Annotated in this window: 13 protein-coding genes and 1 pseudogene; 4 read left to right on the top strand and 10 right to left on the bottom strand. The window is 58.8% G+C overall.

The features are described from left to right. On the bottom strand, window positions 1-542 hold a 542-nt coding region (locus tag QZ517_RS16875), incomplete at its 3' end, for an SIS domain-containing protein (RefSeq protein WP_294229048.1). Between the two features lie 12 nt (window positions 543-554). Then, window positions 555-1,166, bottom strand: a complete 612-nt coding sequence (locus QZ517_RS16870; protein ID WP_294229045.1) for a ribonuclease H-like domain-containing protein — start codon at window positions 1,164-1,166, stop codon at window positions 555-557. Window positions 1,167-1,324: 158 nt separating this feature from the next. Between QZ517_RS16870 and QZ517_RS16865 the strand changes: the two genes are divergently transcribed. Beyond that, entirely contained in the window at window positions 1,325-2,083 is a 759-nt protein-coding gene (locus QZ517_RS16865) for a hypothetical protein (RefSeq protein ID WP_294229041.1), read from the top strand. A 10-nt stretch (window positions 2,084-2,093) separates the two neighbouring features. On the opposite strand, the gene QZ517_RS16860 is transcribed toward QZ517_RS16865, so the two are convergent. From QZ517_RS16860 to mutM, 7 genes are all read right to left on the bottom strand, one after another. Next, complete coding sequence (locus QZ517_RS16860) at window positions 2,094-3,170, bottom strand: DUF1513 domain-containing protein (RefSeq protein WP_294229038.1); 1,077 nt, start codon at window positions 3,168-3,170, stop codon at window positions 2,094-2,096. Beyond that, window positions 3,170-4,186, bottom strand: coding sequence for an imelysin family protein (locus QZ517_RS16855; protein WP_294229036.1), 1,017 nt, complete (start codon window positions 4,184-4,186; stop codon window positions 3,170-3,172). Before QZ517_RS16855 ends, QZ517_RS16860 begins: the two co-directional genes overlap by 1 nt. 2 nt (window positions 4,187-4,188) lie before the next feature. Next, complete coding sequence (locus QZ517_RS16850; protein ID WP_294229034.1) at window positions 4,189-5,700, bottom strand: di-heme oxidoredictase family protein; 1,512 nt, start codon at window positions 5,698-5,700, stop codon at window positions 4,189-4,191. Window positions 5,701-5,775: 75 nt separating this feature from the next. Continuing rightward, window positions 5,776-7,035 carry an imelysin family protein gene (locus QZ517_RS16845; RefSeq protein WP_294229031.1) on the bottom strand — a complete coding sequence of 420 codons (1,260 nt, stop codon included), beginning with the start codon at window positions 7,033-7,035 and terminating at the stop codon, window positions 5,776-5,778. A gap of 130 nt (window positions 7,036-7,165) precedes the next feature. After that, complete coding sequence (locus QZ517_RS16840; protein WP_294229028.1) at window positions 7,166-8,293, bottom strand: cytochrome c peroxidase; 1,128 nt, start codon at window positions 8,291-8,293, stop codon at window positions 7,166-7,168. A gap of 136 nt (window positions 8,294-8,429) precedes the next feature. Next, a complete protein-coding gene (locus QZ517_RS16835) occupies window positions 8,430-9,206 on the bottom strand; it encodes an enoyl-CoA hydratase (RefSeq protein WP_294229024.1) in 777 nt (258 codons plus the stop codon). 63 nt (window positions 9,207-9,269) lie between these two features. Further along, window positions 9,270-10,121, bottom strand: a complete 852-nt coding sequence (mutM, locus tag QZ517_RS16830) for a bifunctional DNA-formamidopyrimidine glycosylase/DNA-(apurinic or apyrimidinic site) lyase (RefSeq protein WP_294229021.1) — start codon at window positions 10,119-10,121, stop codon at window positions 9,270-9,272. 150 nt (window positions 10,122-10,271) lie between these two features. Between mutM and ubiE the strand changes: the two genes are divergently transcribed. Further along, window positions 10,272-11,024, top strand: a complete 753-nt coding sequence (gene ubiE, locus QZ517_RS16825) for a bifunctional demethylmenaquinone methyltransferase/2-methoxy-6-polyprenyl-1,4-benzoquinol methylase UbiE (protein ID WP_294229050.1) — start codon at window positions 10,272-10,274, stop codon at window positions 11,022-11,024. Continuing rightward, on the top strand, window positions 11,021-12,559 hold the full coding sequence (gene ubiB / locus QZ517_RS16820) for a 2-polyprenylphenol 6-hydroxylase (RefSeq protein ID WP_294229018.1): 1,539 nt from the start codon (window positions 11,021-11,023) through the stop codon (window positions 12,557-12,559). The genes ubiE and ubiB overlap by 4 nt, the downstream gene beginning before the upstream one ends. A gap of 85 nt (window positions 12,560-12,644) precedes the next feature. On the opposite strand, the gene dapA is transcribed toward ubiB, so the two are convergent. After that, a complete protein-coding gene (gene dapA / locus QZ517_RS16815) occupies window positions 12,645-13,517 on the bottom strand; it encodes a 4-hydroxy-tetrahydrodipicolinate synthase (RefSeq protein ID WP_283424332.1) in 873 nt (290 codons plus the stop codon). A 163-nt stretch (window positions 13,518-13,680) separates the two neighbouring features. On the opposite strand from dapA, the pseudogene QZ517_RS16810 reads away from it, so the two are divergent. Further along, window positions 13,681-14,957: pseudogene (locus QZ517_RS16810) on the top strand (lytic transglycosylase domain-containing protein); the annotation flags it as partial.

Genomic DNA, 14,957 nt, shown 5'->3' with positions numbered 1-14,957 from the left:
AATCTGCGGTGCTCCATCAGCGCCACGGCCAAGGCATCGCCCAAGGCGAGGGTCATGGTGGTTGTGGTGGTGGGCACAACGCCGGTGCCACAGGCTTCTTCGGCTTTGGGCAGAATGAGGCCCACATCACTTTGTTTGATCAACGTGCTGTCCGCTCGGCTGGCGACGCCGATCAGCGGGATGTTGAAGCGGCGGGTGTAGGCCACAAGGTCGGCCAGCTCGGGCGTTTCACCGGAGTTGGACAAGACCAGCGCCACGTCGCCCTGCGCCATCATGCCAAGATCGCCATGGCTGGCCTCAGCTGGGTGGACAAAATGCGCCGGGGTGCCAGTGGAGGCAAAGGTGGCCGCAATTTTGCGGGCGATGTGGCCCGACTTGCCCATGCCGGAGATGATCACCCGGCCTTTGGCGGATAGAAGCAGCGCAACAGCCTCGCCAAATTCCGCGCCGAGACCATCACCGAGGGCGGTAAGGGCGGCGGTTTCGATCGAGATCACACGCCGGGCGGTGTCCAGAAAAGTCTGTTTGTCGGCGTCCGTCATGGGGCGGCTCCGTTAGTGCGAAAAGATATCCTGTTCCGGCCAGCCGGCCAGATCAAGTTTGGCGCGGGCTGGCAGGAAATCAAAGCAGGCTTGCGCCACTTCGGTGCGACCTTCGCGCGCAAGGCGTTCATTCAATTTCTCGCGCAAGCCGTGCAGATAGAGCACATCAGAGGCGGCATAGTCGAGCTGCGCATCGGTAAGGGTTTTTGCCCCCCAGTCGCTCATTTGCTGTTGTTTGGAGACGTCGACGCTCAGAAGCTCTTGAAGTAGGTTTTTCAGGCCATGGCGGTCGGTGTAGGTGCGGACCAGTTTGGAAGCAATTTTGGTGCAGTAGACTGGGGCGGTCAGGGCACCAAAGGCGTGATACATCGCGGCAATGTCAAAACGGCCAAAGTGGAAGAGTTTCAGCACGTTTGGGTCTTCGAGCATTTTGCAAAGGTTGGGCGCTTCGGCCTGACCCTTGGCAACTTGCACCAGATGCGCGTTGCCGTCGCCGCCGGACATTTGCACAACACACAGCCGGTCCCGGTGGGGGTTGAGCCCCATGGTTTCGCAGTCAATCGCAACCACCGGGCCTAGGTCCAGGTCGTCAGGCAGGTCATTTTGATACAGAAAATTTGCCATGTGTGCCTCTATGTCTCTGATGACAAGCACTTACGGCTTTGTGTGACGTGTTTCAATGTTTCGCGCGGGATTGTTGATATTCCGGCGTGGCGTTGCGCAAGCGGGGCTCCAAGAGTGTGTGCCTTTACGGGCGGGCTGCGACATCCTAAGTATCGGCCATGGAAAACAAAGCCCCCCAAAATGTCAGCAAAGGCCTCCGAGAGTTGCTCGAAAACCGTGCGCAGCAAGACGGGCCACGGGTGGAGCGGATTGAAGCTGACGATCGAGTGTTCTGGATCAAGCGGGTGGAGCAGTTGGATCTGCGATACCGTTTGCAGAAAGGTGATCCGCGCAAAGCTTTTGAGCGGGAGCGGCAGGCCTATCATGAGATGAATGCGGCGCAGGCACCGGTGCCACACTTGGTTGCGGAAGGATGCGACTTTCTGGTGTTGCCGGATTGTGGGCTGGATTTGCGCAAGTTGCTGGAGCGCGAAGGAGACGTTTCCAAACGCGATCAGATGTTGCTGGACGCGAGTGTGATGTTGGCAAACTTTCACAAGTTGGGATTTGCGCATGGGCGGCCCAGTCCCAAAGATATGTGCCAGGTGGATGGGCAGATGCTGCTGCTTGATTTTGAGCGCTACAAGCATCAAAACAACACGCCGGTTGGGCAGGCGCGGGATCTGGTGGTTTTTGCGTTTAATGTCGCCGCGCATTCGCCGGAAATGCGGGGAGTGTTGCCAGATGCGATGGCGGCTTATCGCGCGGCTGCAGATACGGCGATTTGGCCCTTGGCGCAGCGCTGGTGTTGGTGGTTTCAGTGGGCTGATTGGGTGACCAAACCTCTGCAAAAGCGACCAGAGGGGCGGTCCAAGGAGTTCAAAGCCATTCCAGTGGTGCTGGATTTGTTTTTGTCAGATCGGAAGGCTGAGGCCTAGGTCTGTGGGGCTACCTATTGTGTGAAATGTCGATCAGGTGGTTGTCCCATTGCAGGGGGTGCTGCGCGGTTTCCTCGGAAAGCGTGCCGATGTGGCCCGTTCCGGTGGTGAAGAGAAACCCTGTTGCCGTTGGGCCAATGCCACAGACATCTTTTGCCGAAAGGATCGCGCTGGGCTGGCCGGTCTCGGTGTCAAAAACATGTAAGACATTGCCGCGTGGTGAGGTGATTGCCACAAGGCCACCATCGTTTGAGAGGGCCACGCTGCCGGCGTAGCCTTGCAGTTGCTGCTGCGCTTTTGGTGACGCGGAGAGGAGCTTCGCTTTGCTGCCGCGTTGGTGCAGGCCAAGCAGGGGATGGGTGTCGGATTTGCTGCCTTGCCATTGCATCGCAAAAGCGACCATGCCGTCCTGACGCACGGCGAGGTGGCGGATGGAGTTTTTGTGCAGGCGTGCAGTCAGCTCGATCTGTTCCAGGATTTCTCCGGCCAAGCTGACATAGCTGAGATTGGGTTGCATCACCGGGATGTTGAGCTTGCTGCGGCCCATGTCGGGGTGGGTCTCGATGCCGCCGTTGGCAACAACCAAGGTCTCCCCATCTGGCATGAGTTTGAGGTCATGCGGGCCAACCCCGCCGGAAGAGAACTCGCCAATGCGGGTGTAGTTTTGGGTGATGTCCCAGAGGCCGATGCGGCCTTCTCCTGCTTCATAGTCATTCTCGGACGTGAAAAGCGTGCTGCCGTCTGCCGAGAAAGCGCCGTGGCCGTAGAAATGGCGGCCTTCCGGGGCGGTCAGGGTGAGGATAATCGTGCCATCGCGGCAGTCCATCACCAAAGCAAATGTGCCGGGGCGGCGTGCAAATGCAACAGCTTCAGCGCGCTCCGGATGGGCGGCAGCAGCGTGGCCGCGGGCGGGCAGAGGGATGGTGAAGGTGATCTCGCCTGCAACTGTGAGGCCGGCCAAGAGGTATGTGCCGTTCTGTGTGCGGGCGGCGGAAAGGTAGTCTGGCGTGCCAACGCTGCTCCAGCCGGCGCTGGGCAGGAGGCTGGTGGCGGCAAGGCCTGCGAGCATGCGGCGGCGGGTGACCATCAGTCGCCGTCCAGAGCGTTGAAGCCTGCGGTCACGTCGAGGGCTGGGCCAAGTTCTAACAGGACAAAGCTGCGAATATTGCCGATGTATTGCTGTAGGATTTCGACGCGCAGGCGGCCCTGAATGTTGGCAACGCCAGCAAAGCTTGGGTCATCTTCCAACTCTGTGGCGTGCCCCAAGGCCAGAGAAAAGGCGCCTTTGAGCGATTTGGCTGGAGTCGGTGTTTGTGCTGCGAGGATGCGCGCGAGCTGCTCCAAAGAGGCGAGCGACACTGTGATGTTTTGCAGGCTGCGCTCTGAGCGGCGGGCTTCGGCGCGCAGGGGGCGGGGTTTGTCAAAGGTGCCCAGGGGACGCCCGAGGCGGGCCTCTTCGTTGAATTGCAGGCCGGTGTCGAGTGTTTTGAAAAGCTCGGCCACGGCGGCAAGATCGGTGGTGTAACGGCCATCTTTTGACGGGGTGCGCATGAGATCAGCGTAGCCGGTGTGCCAATCCGCCAAAATGGCGTTGGCGTTGCGATCGATGTCATTGGTGACGGCCTGGATCAGCGTGCAGCGGTAGGCGTCACTTCCTAGGGATTGGATGCGGTCGTCATAGAGCAGAAACTCCAGAGCAAAGAAGCCATGTGCGGCGATAGAGACCTCAGCGAAGGCCTCTGCGTTTAAAACGGCGGGGTCTTCAGAGGTGATCAGTTTGGAGAGGGATTTGGGCGTAAAGCCCTTGGTGTCGGGCCAAAAGGCGAGAGAGAAAGCCCGCTCATCTTCTTCGGTGGGGCCAAACCGCAGGTGGCTGACGGCCATCCAGGCGTCAAAGCCTTCGTGATAGGCGGCGCGCAAGGTGGCGGAGTCGCTGGCGCAGTCCTCAGTGGCGGTGTTTTTGAGGGTACCGGTGGCCTCGGTCAGAGTGGTGAAGCCGGGCAAGATGTGGCTGTTGATTGCCGTGTCCACCAGTGCCGCGGGATCCAGCGCCCATGCGGGTTGCGCAAGCAGGAATGAGGTGGTCAGGGCTAGCAGGCGCATGGTCAGAGACTTTCGATGAATCGGATGAGTGCGGCACGGTCTTCAGGTGGCATGGTGACCACGGTGTCCCTCATAGCTTGCGCTTCACCGCCGTGCCACAGGATGGCTTCGAGGATGTTCCGGGCGCGACCGTCGTGCAGGAATTTCGAGTGGCCGGACACCTGATTGGTGAGGCCGATGCCCCAGAGCGGCGGTGTGCGCCATTCCTGACCGGATGCGCGGCCTTCGGGGCGGTTGTCGGCCAATTCTGGCCCCATGTCGTGCAGCAGCATGTCGGTGTAGGGCCAGATCAGTTGGAAGCTTTGGGCGGGCTGGTCTTCGAGCCGGTGGGTTACAAAAGACGGCGTGTGGCAGGAGGCGCAGCTGGTTGTGTGGAATACTTCTTTGCCGCGCAGCACCTCGGGATCGTCTACATCTCGGCGGGCGGGTACAGCGAGGTTGGCGCTGTAGAAGGTCACAAGATCGAGGCCGATCTCATCCACCTCAAACACGCGCACATCGCCGTCGCCATGGGGGCTGTTGATGCAGTCAGTTTGCGCGGTGGTGCAGTCGCCGTGGCCTGCTTCAAACAAAGGGGTGGAGATGCCGATGTCGGCGGCAAAGGCCGCAGCGGATTGTTGGCGCAGGGTGGGCGCACCCGCTTTGAGGCCAAAGCGGCCCAGCATGGGGCGTTGGTATTCAACCGACCATGTGATGTTGGGGCGCCCGGAGATGCCATCGCCGTTTGCGTCCTCGGGATCGGCGTTTGCAAGGATGTCATCAGCGGGGATGGCGTCCAGCAGGCCGAGGCCAATCATTTGCGGCGCGACGCGCGGGCTGAACATCACGTCAGGGCGCAGCGACCCATAGCCGAGGTCTTGAAAGGCGTAAGATGGGCGGCGCAGGGTTGCGACCTCGCCGCCAGAGAGAGAGACGTCAAATTCGTCAAAAGTGACTTCGATACGCGCTTCAGCCGGGTGGCCAGGCAGGCTGAAATCTTGGATTTGGCTGCCGTAGGTCGGCTCTGGGCGGGTGGCGAGGTAGTCTTCGATTTGATGGATTTGGTCGCCCTGTTCGCCGGGGACGGCCAGTTTGATCGCCAGAGACAGCGCGTCGTCATCAGGGCTATCGGGGGCGTGGCCGCGTCCGGCACGTTGATGGCAGCCAAGGCAGTTTCGGGCGTTATAGAGCGGGCCAAGGCCGTCAGAGGCCAAGGTGGAGCTGGGGGAAGAGACCCAGAGTTTGTCAAACATCGCTTCACCCATGCGAAAGGTGAGGCCATCTTCTTTACTCAGGTTGGCGGAGGGCTGTTTGAAAGCAAACGCGTCGGATCGTGCTGGGACGGTGGCTGCACCGCCGGGGCGGGATTCAAACTTTTGCGGTTGGGAAAAATCGGTGGGCGTTGCGGTGACATCTTGGATGCGCTGAGTCTCGGCGTCGGTGCGGGGCACAACGTTGAGGTGGCGATCATCCAGGGCGTGGACGGAAGTGCCAGCAATAAGAGCGCAAAAGACCGTGGCGGAGGAAAGTCGCATTGGCGGGGCCTTGAATTGAAAAGAGGGGCGGCGGGATGGCCGCCCCTCAGATGTCTTACGTTGGTGACGTTGGTATTAGTGGAACACAGCGTCTGGGTTGTCGAGGCTGTCGGAGCCTTCAAACGCCAGGTTGTCCAGACCAAGTGCCGTCACAGCGGCTTCGATGGATTTGGTCTGATCCACCAGACCGTCTACGCCCCCCATGACAAGCGCTTCGCCAGCTGCGTTGCCGCGCTCCAGCATTTGGTCGTAGGAGAAACCTGCCTCTGCGGCGGTTTTGATGCGGCCCAGCGACATCATGGTGGTGGAGAGCTTGGCTTGCAGCTCTGCGTCCAGATCTGCGTTCACTTCGGACACAAGGTCAGACACGGATGGACCGGATACAAGGGAGCCGTCTACACGCACGTATTCACCAAGGTAGACGTTCTGGATGCCCAGACCATCGTAGTAGTGGCTGTTGTGGGTGTTGTCGGAGAAGCAGTCGTGCTCTTCTTCCGGATCGTTCAGCAGCAAGCCAAGGCGCATGCGCTCACCGGCTTGCTCGCCGTAAGACAGGGAGCCCATGCCGGTCAGGATGGCGACGATGCCTGCGTCTGCGTTGCCAGTCACGGTGGCACGGGCTTCGCCGTCTGTGGACCACTGAGCGGCCATGAATTCCAGATCGGAGACCAACAGATCGGTCGCGGCTTTCAGGTAGGCGCCACGGCGGTCACAGTTGTCGCCGGTACAGGCGTCGCCGGCTGCGAAGTCGGTCCAAGGGCGGTCACCCGCGCCGTGGTTGTGGCCGTTCATGTCCTGGCCCCAGAGCAGGAATTCGATGGCGTGGTAGCCGGTGGCAACGTTGGCTTCAACGCCGTCTGCCTCGTGCAGGCTTTCCAGCAGGGCTGGGGTGATATCTGCAGCGTCTACAGTTGCGCCAGACACTTCAAAGGAAGGGGTGGCAATCACGTTCAGCGCGGCCAGTGGGTTTTCGTCAGACGGGCCACCGTAGGCAGCGTCCACATAGTCGATCAGACCTTCGTCCAATGGCCAAGCGTTCACTTTGCCTTCCCAGTCATCCACAGCGGCGTTGCCGAAACGATAAACTTCAGTTTGCTGGTACGGAACGCGGGAGGCCAGCCATGCGCCCTGTGCATTGTGCAGCGCCTCGGCGGATGGGTTTTCGATCAGCGCGTTCACGGCGGCCTGCAGTGTTTTGGCTGTGATCAGGCTGTCTTCGTATTTGGCGGCGGCGATGTCGGCGTAGTTGGCAACAACATCCGCTTTGTTGGCGGCAAATGCTGGCGCGGTCAGTGCGAGCACAGCCGCGGAGGTGGTCAAAAATGTACGAGTCATGGACTTCATCCCTGTTGCGAATTGCTCGCATAACTGACTACTTTTGTCACCTTAGTCAATCCTTATTAATTTGGTATACTTTTGAGTGCGGCGGAATGTCTCGCACTCAAAACTACATACAAAATAGAGCTTATTCGGTTTCTAGCAGGTGCTCGTACCGTGCATCGGTCAGAGTTTCGAGGAAGGCGACAATGGCATCGACGCGTTGATCATCCAGAGCAGGGCCATGGGTGAGCTCTTCAAATGCGAGGGTCGCAGGCACGGCTGGCATGCGGAAGGTCTTGCCGGTTTCCGGGTTGGTGCGGCGCTTTTCGTCCGTGGTGTTGAACTGATTGTAAAACAGCACCACCGTGCGCAGGTCTTCAAACACGCCGTTGTGCATATAGGGGCCGGTGACGGCCACGTTGCGCAGCGTGGGTGTTTTGAATTTCCCGCGCAGAGTGGGGTTGCCCTCCATGTCAGGATGAGCCGCAAGGCCAACGTCCACGGTGCCGGGTTTCACGCCGTTTTGGTCACGCAGGGCACGGTTTTCCGGCACACCAATGTTGTGGTGCTCGTAATTGGTGAACGTCTCCTGCGGGTCCATCGCGTTTTTGCCAAGTTGGTGGCACAGGTTGCAGTTGGTGAACTGCTCAGAGAAAAACAGGACGCGGCCCAGATCCTCTTCACGCGTGAGCTCCACTTCGCCTCGCAAGAAGCGGTCATATTTGCTGTCAAACGGCGCAAACACTTCGGTGCGCTCAAAGGCGGCGATGGCGTCGGTCATGGCGGTGTAGCCGGTTGTTGGATCACTGAGCACGTCAGCGTCAAACAAGGCAGGGAAGGCTTGTGAATAGATCGGGTCTTCCAGAAGGCGGGCGACCACCGCAGCGTCGTCTGCCATTCCCATTTCTATGGGGTTCAACGGTGGCCCGCCAGCCTGGTCTTCGAGGCGGTTGGCACGGCCATCCCAGAATTGACCTCCGGCCCAAATGCCGTCGGCGTTTTTGTGAAATTCCGGCGTGAAGGCCGCATAGGCGGCGCTGGGCGCGTTGCGGTCCCCAAGCGACTCGCCGTCATCCCCAATTGAGGCCATGCCGCGTGGATCAGCAAAGCCGCGCTCCGGATCGTGACAGGTGGCGCAGGATTGGGTGCGGTTGGCCGACAGGTTCACATCAAAGAACAGGCGTTCACCGAGGGCTTCCAAAGTGGTGGGGACGTCTTCCGCCAAAGCTGGCGAAGAGGCGAGCACACATGCAATAGCGAGAGAGCGATACATTGGGGTGTTTCATTTCTGACTAGTTTTGTCAGTTTTCTGCGCTTGTTTGTTGAGCGGGTCAACTGCCGTCTTGCCGCACCCCTAAAAACAAAAAGCCCCCGGCGTGCGGGGGCCTCTCAAAACTTTATTAGAAGAATCAGCGGTCGCGGAATTGCGCTTCGCGTTTTTCCATAAAGGCGGCCATGCCTTCTTTCTGATCTTCTGTTGCAAACAGCGAGTGGAAGGCGCGGCGCTCAAACAGCAGTCCTTCACGCAGAGAGCTTTCAAAGCTGCGGTTCACCGCCTCTTTGGCGGTGCGGGCTGCGATCAGAGATTTCTCCGCAATCTTTTGTGCCGCGCTCATGGTTTCTTCCATCAGTTTCTTGGCAGGCACAACCCGGCTCACCAGGCCAGAACGCTCAGCTTCTTCGGCGTTCATGAAGCGGCCGGTGAGGTTCATGTCCATGGATTTGGACTTGCCCACCGCGCGGGTCAGGCGCTGGCTGCCACCAATGCCGGCGATCACGCCAAGATTGATCTCTGGCTGGCCAAATTTGGCGGTCTCGGAGGCAATGATGAAATCACAGGCCATCGCCAGCTCACAGCCGCCACCCAAAGCATAGCCGGACACGGCTGCGATCACGGGCTTGCGGATGTCTTGGATACGGTCGCCAAACTCGGCAAACAGGTTGGAGAGGTTCACATCTGCAAAGCTCATCGCGGACATCTCTTTGATGTCGGCACCAGCGGCAAAGGCTTTCTCCGAGCCAGTGATGACGATGCAGCGCACCTTGTCGTTGGCATCTGCGCTTTCCAGCGCGTCCTGAAGTTCGCCAATCAGCTGTTGGCTCAGAGCGTTCAGCGCGTCTGGGCGGTTTAGCTTGATAAGGGCAACGTGGTCTTCGATATCGACGATGATCGTCTCAAAAGCCATGAGTTATGCTTTCATTGTTCCGGTCAGGAGTGATTCATTACCATTTGAGGAAGTTGGATCAAGCTATCTTTGGCATTGCGGGCAGTAGAACGACGAGCGACCGGACTGGGTGATTCGGCATATTTTGCTAGTGCAATTGGGGGTTTTGCAGGGTTCCCCCTCCCGTCCGTAAACGCCAAAACTGTGTTGAAAATATCCCAGTTCGCCGTCAGCTTGGCGAAAGTCACGTAACGAACTTCCCCCGGCCTCGATGGCCTCCTGCAGCACGTCGCGGATAATGGGTACAAGACTGTGTGCGCGCGGCTTGGAAATTGCCCCAGCTTTGCGTTTGGGCGCTATGCCTGCGCGAAATAGGGCCTCGCAGACATAGATGTTGCCCAGGCCGGCCACGATGCGCTGATCGAGCAACGCGGATTTGATCGGTGTGTTTTTATTGGTGAGTCGGTCAGCGAGGTAGGATTCGTGGAAATCATTGCCGAGAGGTTCCGGGCCAAGCTTGGCAATCAGCGGGTGTGTTTCGGTATTGTTGCTAGGCAAGAGATCCATCGCGCCGAAACGACGGGGATCGTTGAAGGTGACGCGTGCGCCATTGTCCATGTCAAAGACCACGTGGTCGTGTTTCTCGGCCTTGGGGTGGTTGTGGGCAAATTGACCAAGCGGATCGCCCGACACTGTCATGCGGCCGGACATGCCAAGGTGAATGAGCAACGATTCGTTGGTGTCGAGGTCAGCCAGGATGTATTTGGAGCGGCGGCGCAGTTGAGTGACTTTGGCACCGGTGAGGCGTTCGGCCATCCGCTCGGGCAACGGCCAGCGTAAGTCTGGACGATTGACTTGGGCACGGGTGATGGTGGCGCCTTCCATGGTGGGTTGCAGGCCACGGCGTACGGTTTCGACTTCGGGCAGTTCAGGCATTCCAACCTCTGAGTTCCAAGACAATCAGACCATGCGCGAGGTTGTTGGGAATGATCAAGCCAAGTTTTGACCTGCGGAGCGGGTGCCAAATCAGCGCATTGTACCCGTTTGGACGGCCCTATATGAATGTGGCAACCAAGAGGATTTCGCATCATGGCGGACAGCAATAACACCACCCATTTTGGCTTTGAAACCGTGCCGGAAAGCGAGAAGGCCGGTCGCGTTCAGGGCGTGTTTGGCTCTGTTGCCAGCAAATACGACATCATGAATGACGTCATGTCGATGGGCATTCACCGCATCTGGAAAGACGCGATGATGGATTGGCTGGCGCCGCGTCCAGGGCAGAAGCTGCTGGATGTGGCGGGTGGCACCGGAGATGTGTCGTTCAAATTCCTGAAGCGGGCGGGCCATGGACATGCCACCGTATGTGATTTGACGGAACCGATGTTGGTGGCTGGACGCCAAAGGGCGGAAGCGGATCACATGGCGGAGAGCCTGGATTGGGTTGTTGGTGACGCCATGGCGCTGCCGTTTGAGGACAACACCTTTGATGTTTACACCATCAGCTTTGGCATCCGGAATGTGACACGCCCTCAGGAAGCGCTGAATGAAGCGTTTCGGGTTCTGAAGCCGGGCGGTCGTTTGATGGTGTTGGAGTTCAGCCAAATCCCCAATGACATGATGCAGAAGGTCTATGACCTCTATTCATTCAACATCATTCCGCGCATGGGGCAGGCGATTGCCAATGATCGGGACAGCTATCAGTACCTTGTGGAGAGCATCCGTAAATTTCCGGATCAGGACACGTTTCTGGACATGGTAAAAACTGCCGGATTTGAGAATGCAAAATATCGTAATCTGACGATGGGCATTGCCGCGCTGCATTCGGGTTGGAAGCTGTGAGAGGGCCGCACAATATTATCCGACTGATCCGCACCGGTGCCACGTTGGAGCGCACCGGGGCCATGACAGTGGTGATGGATGCGTTTGAGGCACCCCCTTTGGTGCGTGTCGTGTTGCGTGGATTGGTTTGGCCGTTTCAATGGCTGGGCTACAAAGGCGATGCAGAGGCGCCGCCTTTGCCACGCGCATTGACCGCTTTGGGACCAGCTTACATCAAGTTTGGTCAGGTATTGTCGACCCGTCCCGATGTGGTGGGCGGTGATCTGGCTGGCGAGTTGCGCGTGTTGCAGGACAAGCTGCCGCCGTTTGATTTGGCCACCGCCAAAGCTGAGGTTGAGTCCGAGCTTGGTCGACCTGTGGATGAGATCTTCTCTGAGTTTTCGGAACCGGTTGCGGCGGCGTCGATTGCACAGGTGCATCGGGCGCGGTTGCGGGAAACCGGTGAAGAGGTTGCGGTGAAAATCCTGCGGCCGGGGATTGAGAAGGCGTTTCGCAAAGACATTGATGCGTTTTATCTGGCGGCCAACACCATCGAAATTTTGTCGCCCGGCTCGCGCCGGTTGCGGCCCCGAGATGTGATTGAGCATTTTGATCGCGGTGTGACATCCGAACTGGACCTGCGCCTTGAGAGCGCAAACGCCAGTGAATATGCGGCCAATTCAGCGGAGGACCCTGGATATCAGGTGCCCACCGTTCAATGGGAGCATTCCGCGCGCCGCGTGATGACGCTGGGTTGGGCGGAAGGTGCGCCCATTGGCGACAATGATGCTCTGGATGCGGCCGGACATGATCGTCATGCGCTGGGCAGTCGGATTTTGGAGCTGTTCCTAAACCATGCGCTGCGCGATGGGTATTTCCATGCGGACATGCATCAGGGCAATATGAAGGTCGCCGCCAACGGGGATATCATTGTCTATGATTTTGGCATCATGGGCTACATCGATGAGTACACCCGCCGGGTCTATGCTGAAATCCTTTATGGCTTTATTCAGCGGGACTACAAACGTGTGGCCGAGGTGCATTTTGAAGCGGGCTATGTGCCTGCGGATCAGGATGTCGATGAGTTTGCACGTGCGTTGCGGGCCGTAGGTGAGCCGATTTTTGGTATGGATGCGACCCGGATTTCGATGGGGCGTCTGTTGAGCTACCTGTTTGAGGTCACCGAACGGTTTGGCATGGGAACACGCACCGAATTGATCCTGCTGCAGCGCACCATGGTGGTGGTTGAAGGGGTGGCACGGTCACTGGACCCCCGTGTGAACATCTGGGATGTGGCGAAGCCGGTGGTGTCTGACTACATCAAGGAGAGCATTGGGCCGCGGGCAATGCTGAGCGATTTGGCCAAGACAGCGCGGGTGCTGTCGCGCTTTGGACCGCGATTGCCAGCGATGGTGGAAGCGGCGTTGATTGCGCAGTCTGAGAGCAAACCAGAGGTCAAGCGGGCTGTGTGGCCGTGGGTGGTATCCGGGATCGGACTGGGCGTCGTTTGTGGCGCCTTTGCGACCTTGGCCGTGGGGTTTGTGATGTGGAGCTAGGCGCGTTCTTAAACCACAAAACGTGAAAAAGGCGCCCGGTGGGCGCCTTTCTTTTGAGGCATAGACCTCATAAACTAGTGCAGTTTTAGAGCAGACCTGCATGTGCCATGGCGGCGTCGATCTGCGCCTTGGTGGCGTCGGTCAGGCCGGTGAGCGGCAGGCGGACTTCTTCGTTGCACATGCCGAGGCGGGACATGGCGTATTTTGCCCCAACCAGACCTGGCTCCACAAAGATGGCCTCGTGCAGAGGCATCAGTTTGTCTTGATATTCCAGCGCTTTGGCGTAGTCGCCAGCCAGTGTGGCGGCTTGGAATTCAGCGCAGAGTTTTGGCGCTACGTTGGCGGTCACAGAAATGCAGCCGACGCCGCCGTGTGCGTTGAAGCCCAGAGCGGTGGCATCTTCGCCGGACATCTGGATGAAGTCAGGGCCACAGGAGGCACGCTGTTGGCTTGGGCGGGCCAAATCGCCGGTGGCGTCTTTTACACCTACAATACGTGGCAGCTTGGCCAGCTCACCCATGGTTTCTGGCGTCATGTCGACCACCGAGCGGCCCGGGATGTTGTAGATGATGATCGGCAGTTCGCAGCAATCATGTACTGCGGTGAAGTGTGCAATCAGGCCGCGTTGGGTTGGCTTATTGTAGTACGGTGTCACCACAAGGATGCCGTCTGCGCCAACTTTCTCAGCGTGCTGGGCAAAGCGAATGGCTTCCAACGTGTTGTTGGAGCCTGCGCCTGCGATCACCGGCACGCGGCCAGCGGCGGCTTTCACCACTTCGCTCACCATAGTTTCGTGCTCTTCGTGGCTCAGCGTTGGGCTTTCACCGGTGGTGCCCACGGGGACAAAGCCATTGGTGCCTTCACCAATGTGCCACTCGACGATCTTTTTGAGCGTTTCCAAATCCAGCTCGCCGTTCGTAAACGGCGTGATGAGTGCGGGGTATGACCCTTTGAACATGGCACGCTCCTTTTTATGCGTAGCTGGGCGGAATTGCCCATATCGTTGAACCGCGCGGACCCTAGCGGGAAGTTGCCCACTTGCCAAGATTGTGAGTTGAGGCCATTCGGTGCGCAGCGTATCTTGCGGGTTCTATCCTGTCTGGCATAGGAAAATGCAAGCCATGTTGCGTCTTTTTCTGACTCTGTTTGTGGCCTTGCTGGTCGCTGTTCCCGCAAATGCACAGTTTCGCGATGAACTCCGCGCGGCGATGACCTCTGTCCGGGCTAAAGATTGGGATGGCGCGGCCAAAGCGGTGCGCGATACCGATCAGGTCACACGTGACATTGTGGAATGGCACCGGCTGCGGGCGGGCGAGGGATCGGCGGATCAGGTTTTGGCGTTTGTGGATCGGCGTGGTGATTGGCCGGGATTGCCGTATTTGCGCAAGCAGTCCGAGGCGGCGTTTGAGGATGTGAGCAATGAAATGGCGCTGTCGTTCTTTGTGCATGGCCCAGCGCAGACCGCCGAAGGGGCGTTAGCGCAGGCCAAGGTCCTGACGCAGGCGGGTGAGGACGGTGCGGCACAGGCCACGATTGTGGAAGCTTGGCGCACCATGGCGATGAATAGCACCACCAAGGCGGATTATCTTGCGCGCTATGGTGATTTGCTCAAGCCACACCACACAGCCCGGTTGGATGCGATGGTGTGGAAGAATTGGACGTCGAATTCGGAAGCGATGTATGTGCATGTGCCGGAAGGCTGGGTGGCTTTGGCCAAGGCGCGGCTTGGGTTGCGGGCCATGGCCAAAGGTGTGGATGGCTTGATCGCGGCAGTACCGGACAGTTTACAGGATGATCCGGGATTGGCGCATGAGCGGTTTGTTTGGCGGCATCGCAAAGACCGCAATGACAGCGCAATTGAGTTGATTTTGGCGCGCAGTCGGGCTGGCACTTTGGGGGAGCCCGAAGAATGGGCGCCTCGGCGTCGTTCGTTGATCCGCAATCAGATGAGGGCGGGGAACTATAAGACTGCATATGCACTGGCAGCGACCCACAAGCTGACGCCGGACGCGGGCTATGCTTATTCCGATTGTGAGTGGCTGGCGGGCTATCTGGCCTTGCGGTTTTTGGACCGTCCCGAAGAGGCCGCCGCGCATTTTCTGAATTTTGCGCAATCGGTGGAAACGCCAATTTCGCTGGGGCGTGCGGGCTATTGGATGGGCCGCGCTTATGAGGCGATGGGCGACCAAGAGACTGCGCAGCAGGCCTATGTGGCGGGCGGCGCGCATCAGACCAGTTTTTACGGGTTATTGGCAGCAGAGAAGGCCGGGATTGCGCATGATCCGGCTTTGTCTGGCCAAGAGCGGTTCCCGGATTGGCAGAAGGCCAGCTGGACCACGTCGAGTGTGCACAAAGCGGCGCGGGCCTTGTTGGCGGCGGGCGAGTTGAGCCTGGCGGA

The organism is uncultured Shimia sp. (assembly GCF_913054185.1).
Taxonomy (GTDB): domain Bacteria; phylum Pseudomonadota; class Alphaproteobacteria; order Rhodobacterales; family Rhodobacteraceae; genus Shimia.
Note: the sequence above shows the minus strand (reverse complement) of the source record. Positions and strands in the feature narration are given on the sequence as shown.

Excerpts from the sequence above, each read along its gene's own strand:
- dapA (WP_283424332.1), bottom strand. The coding sequence starts at position 13,517 with ATGTTCAAAGGGTCATACCCCGCACTCATCACGCCGTTTACGAACGGC.
- QZ517_RS16845 (WP_294229031.1), bottom strand. The coding sequence starts at position 7,035 with ATGACTCGTACATTTTTGACCACCTCCGCGGCTGTGCTCGCACTGACC.
- QZ517_RS16865 (WP_294229041.1), top strand. The coding sequence starts at position 1,325 with ATGGAAAACAAAGCCCCCCAAAATGTCAGCAAAGGCCTCCGAGAGTTG.
- QZ517_RS16850 (WP_294229034.1), bottom strand. The coding sequence starts at position 5,700 with ATGCGACTTTCCTCCGCCACGGTCTTTTGCGCTCTTATTGCTGGCACT.
- QZ517_RS16860 (WP_294229038.1), bottom strand. The coding sequence starts at position 3,170 with ATGGTCACCCGCCGCCGCATGCTCGCAGGCCTTGCCGCCACCAGCCTC.
- QZ517_RS16835 (WP_294229024.1), bottom strand. The coding sequence starts at position 9,206 with ATGGCTTTTGAGACGATCATCGTCGATATCGAAGACCACGTTGCCCTT.
- QZ517_RS16870 (WP_294229045.1), bottom strand. The coding sequence starts at position 1,166 with ATGGCAAATTTTCTGTATCAAAATGACCTGCCTGACGACCTGGACCTA.
- QZ517_RS16840 (WP_294229028.1), bottom strand. The coding sequence starts at position 8,293 with ATGTATCGCTCTCTCGCTATTGCATGTGTGCTCGCCTCTTCGCCAGCT.
- mutM (WP_294229021.1), bottom strand. The coding sequence starts at position 10,121 with ATGCCTGAACTGCCCGAAGTCGAAACCGTACGCCGTGGCCTGCAACCC.
- QZ517_RS16855 (WP_294229036.1), bottom strand. The coding sequence starts at position 4,186 with ATGCGCCTGCTAGCCCTGACCACCTCATTCCTGCTTGCGCAACCCGCA.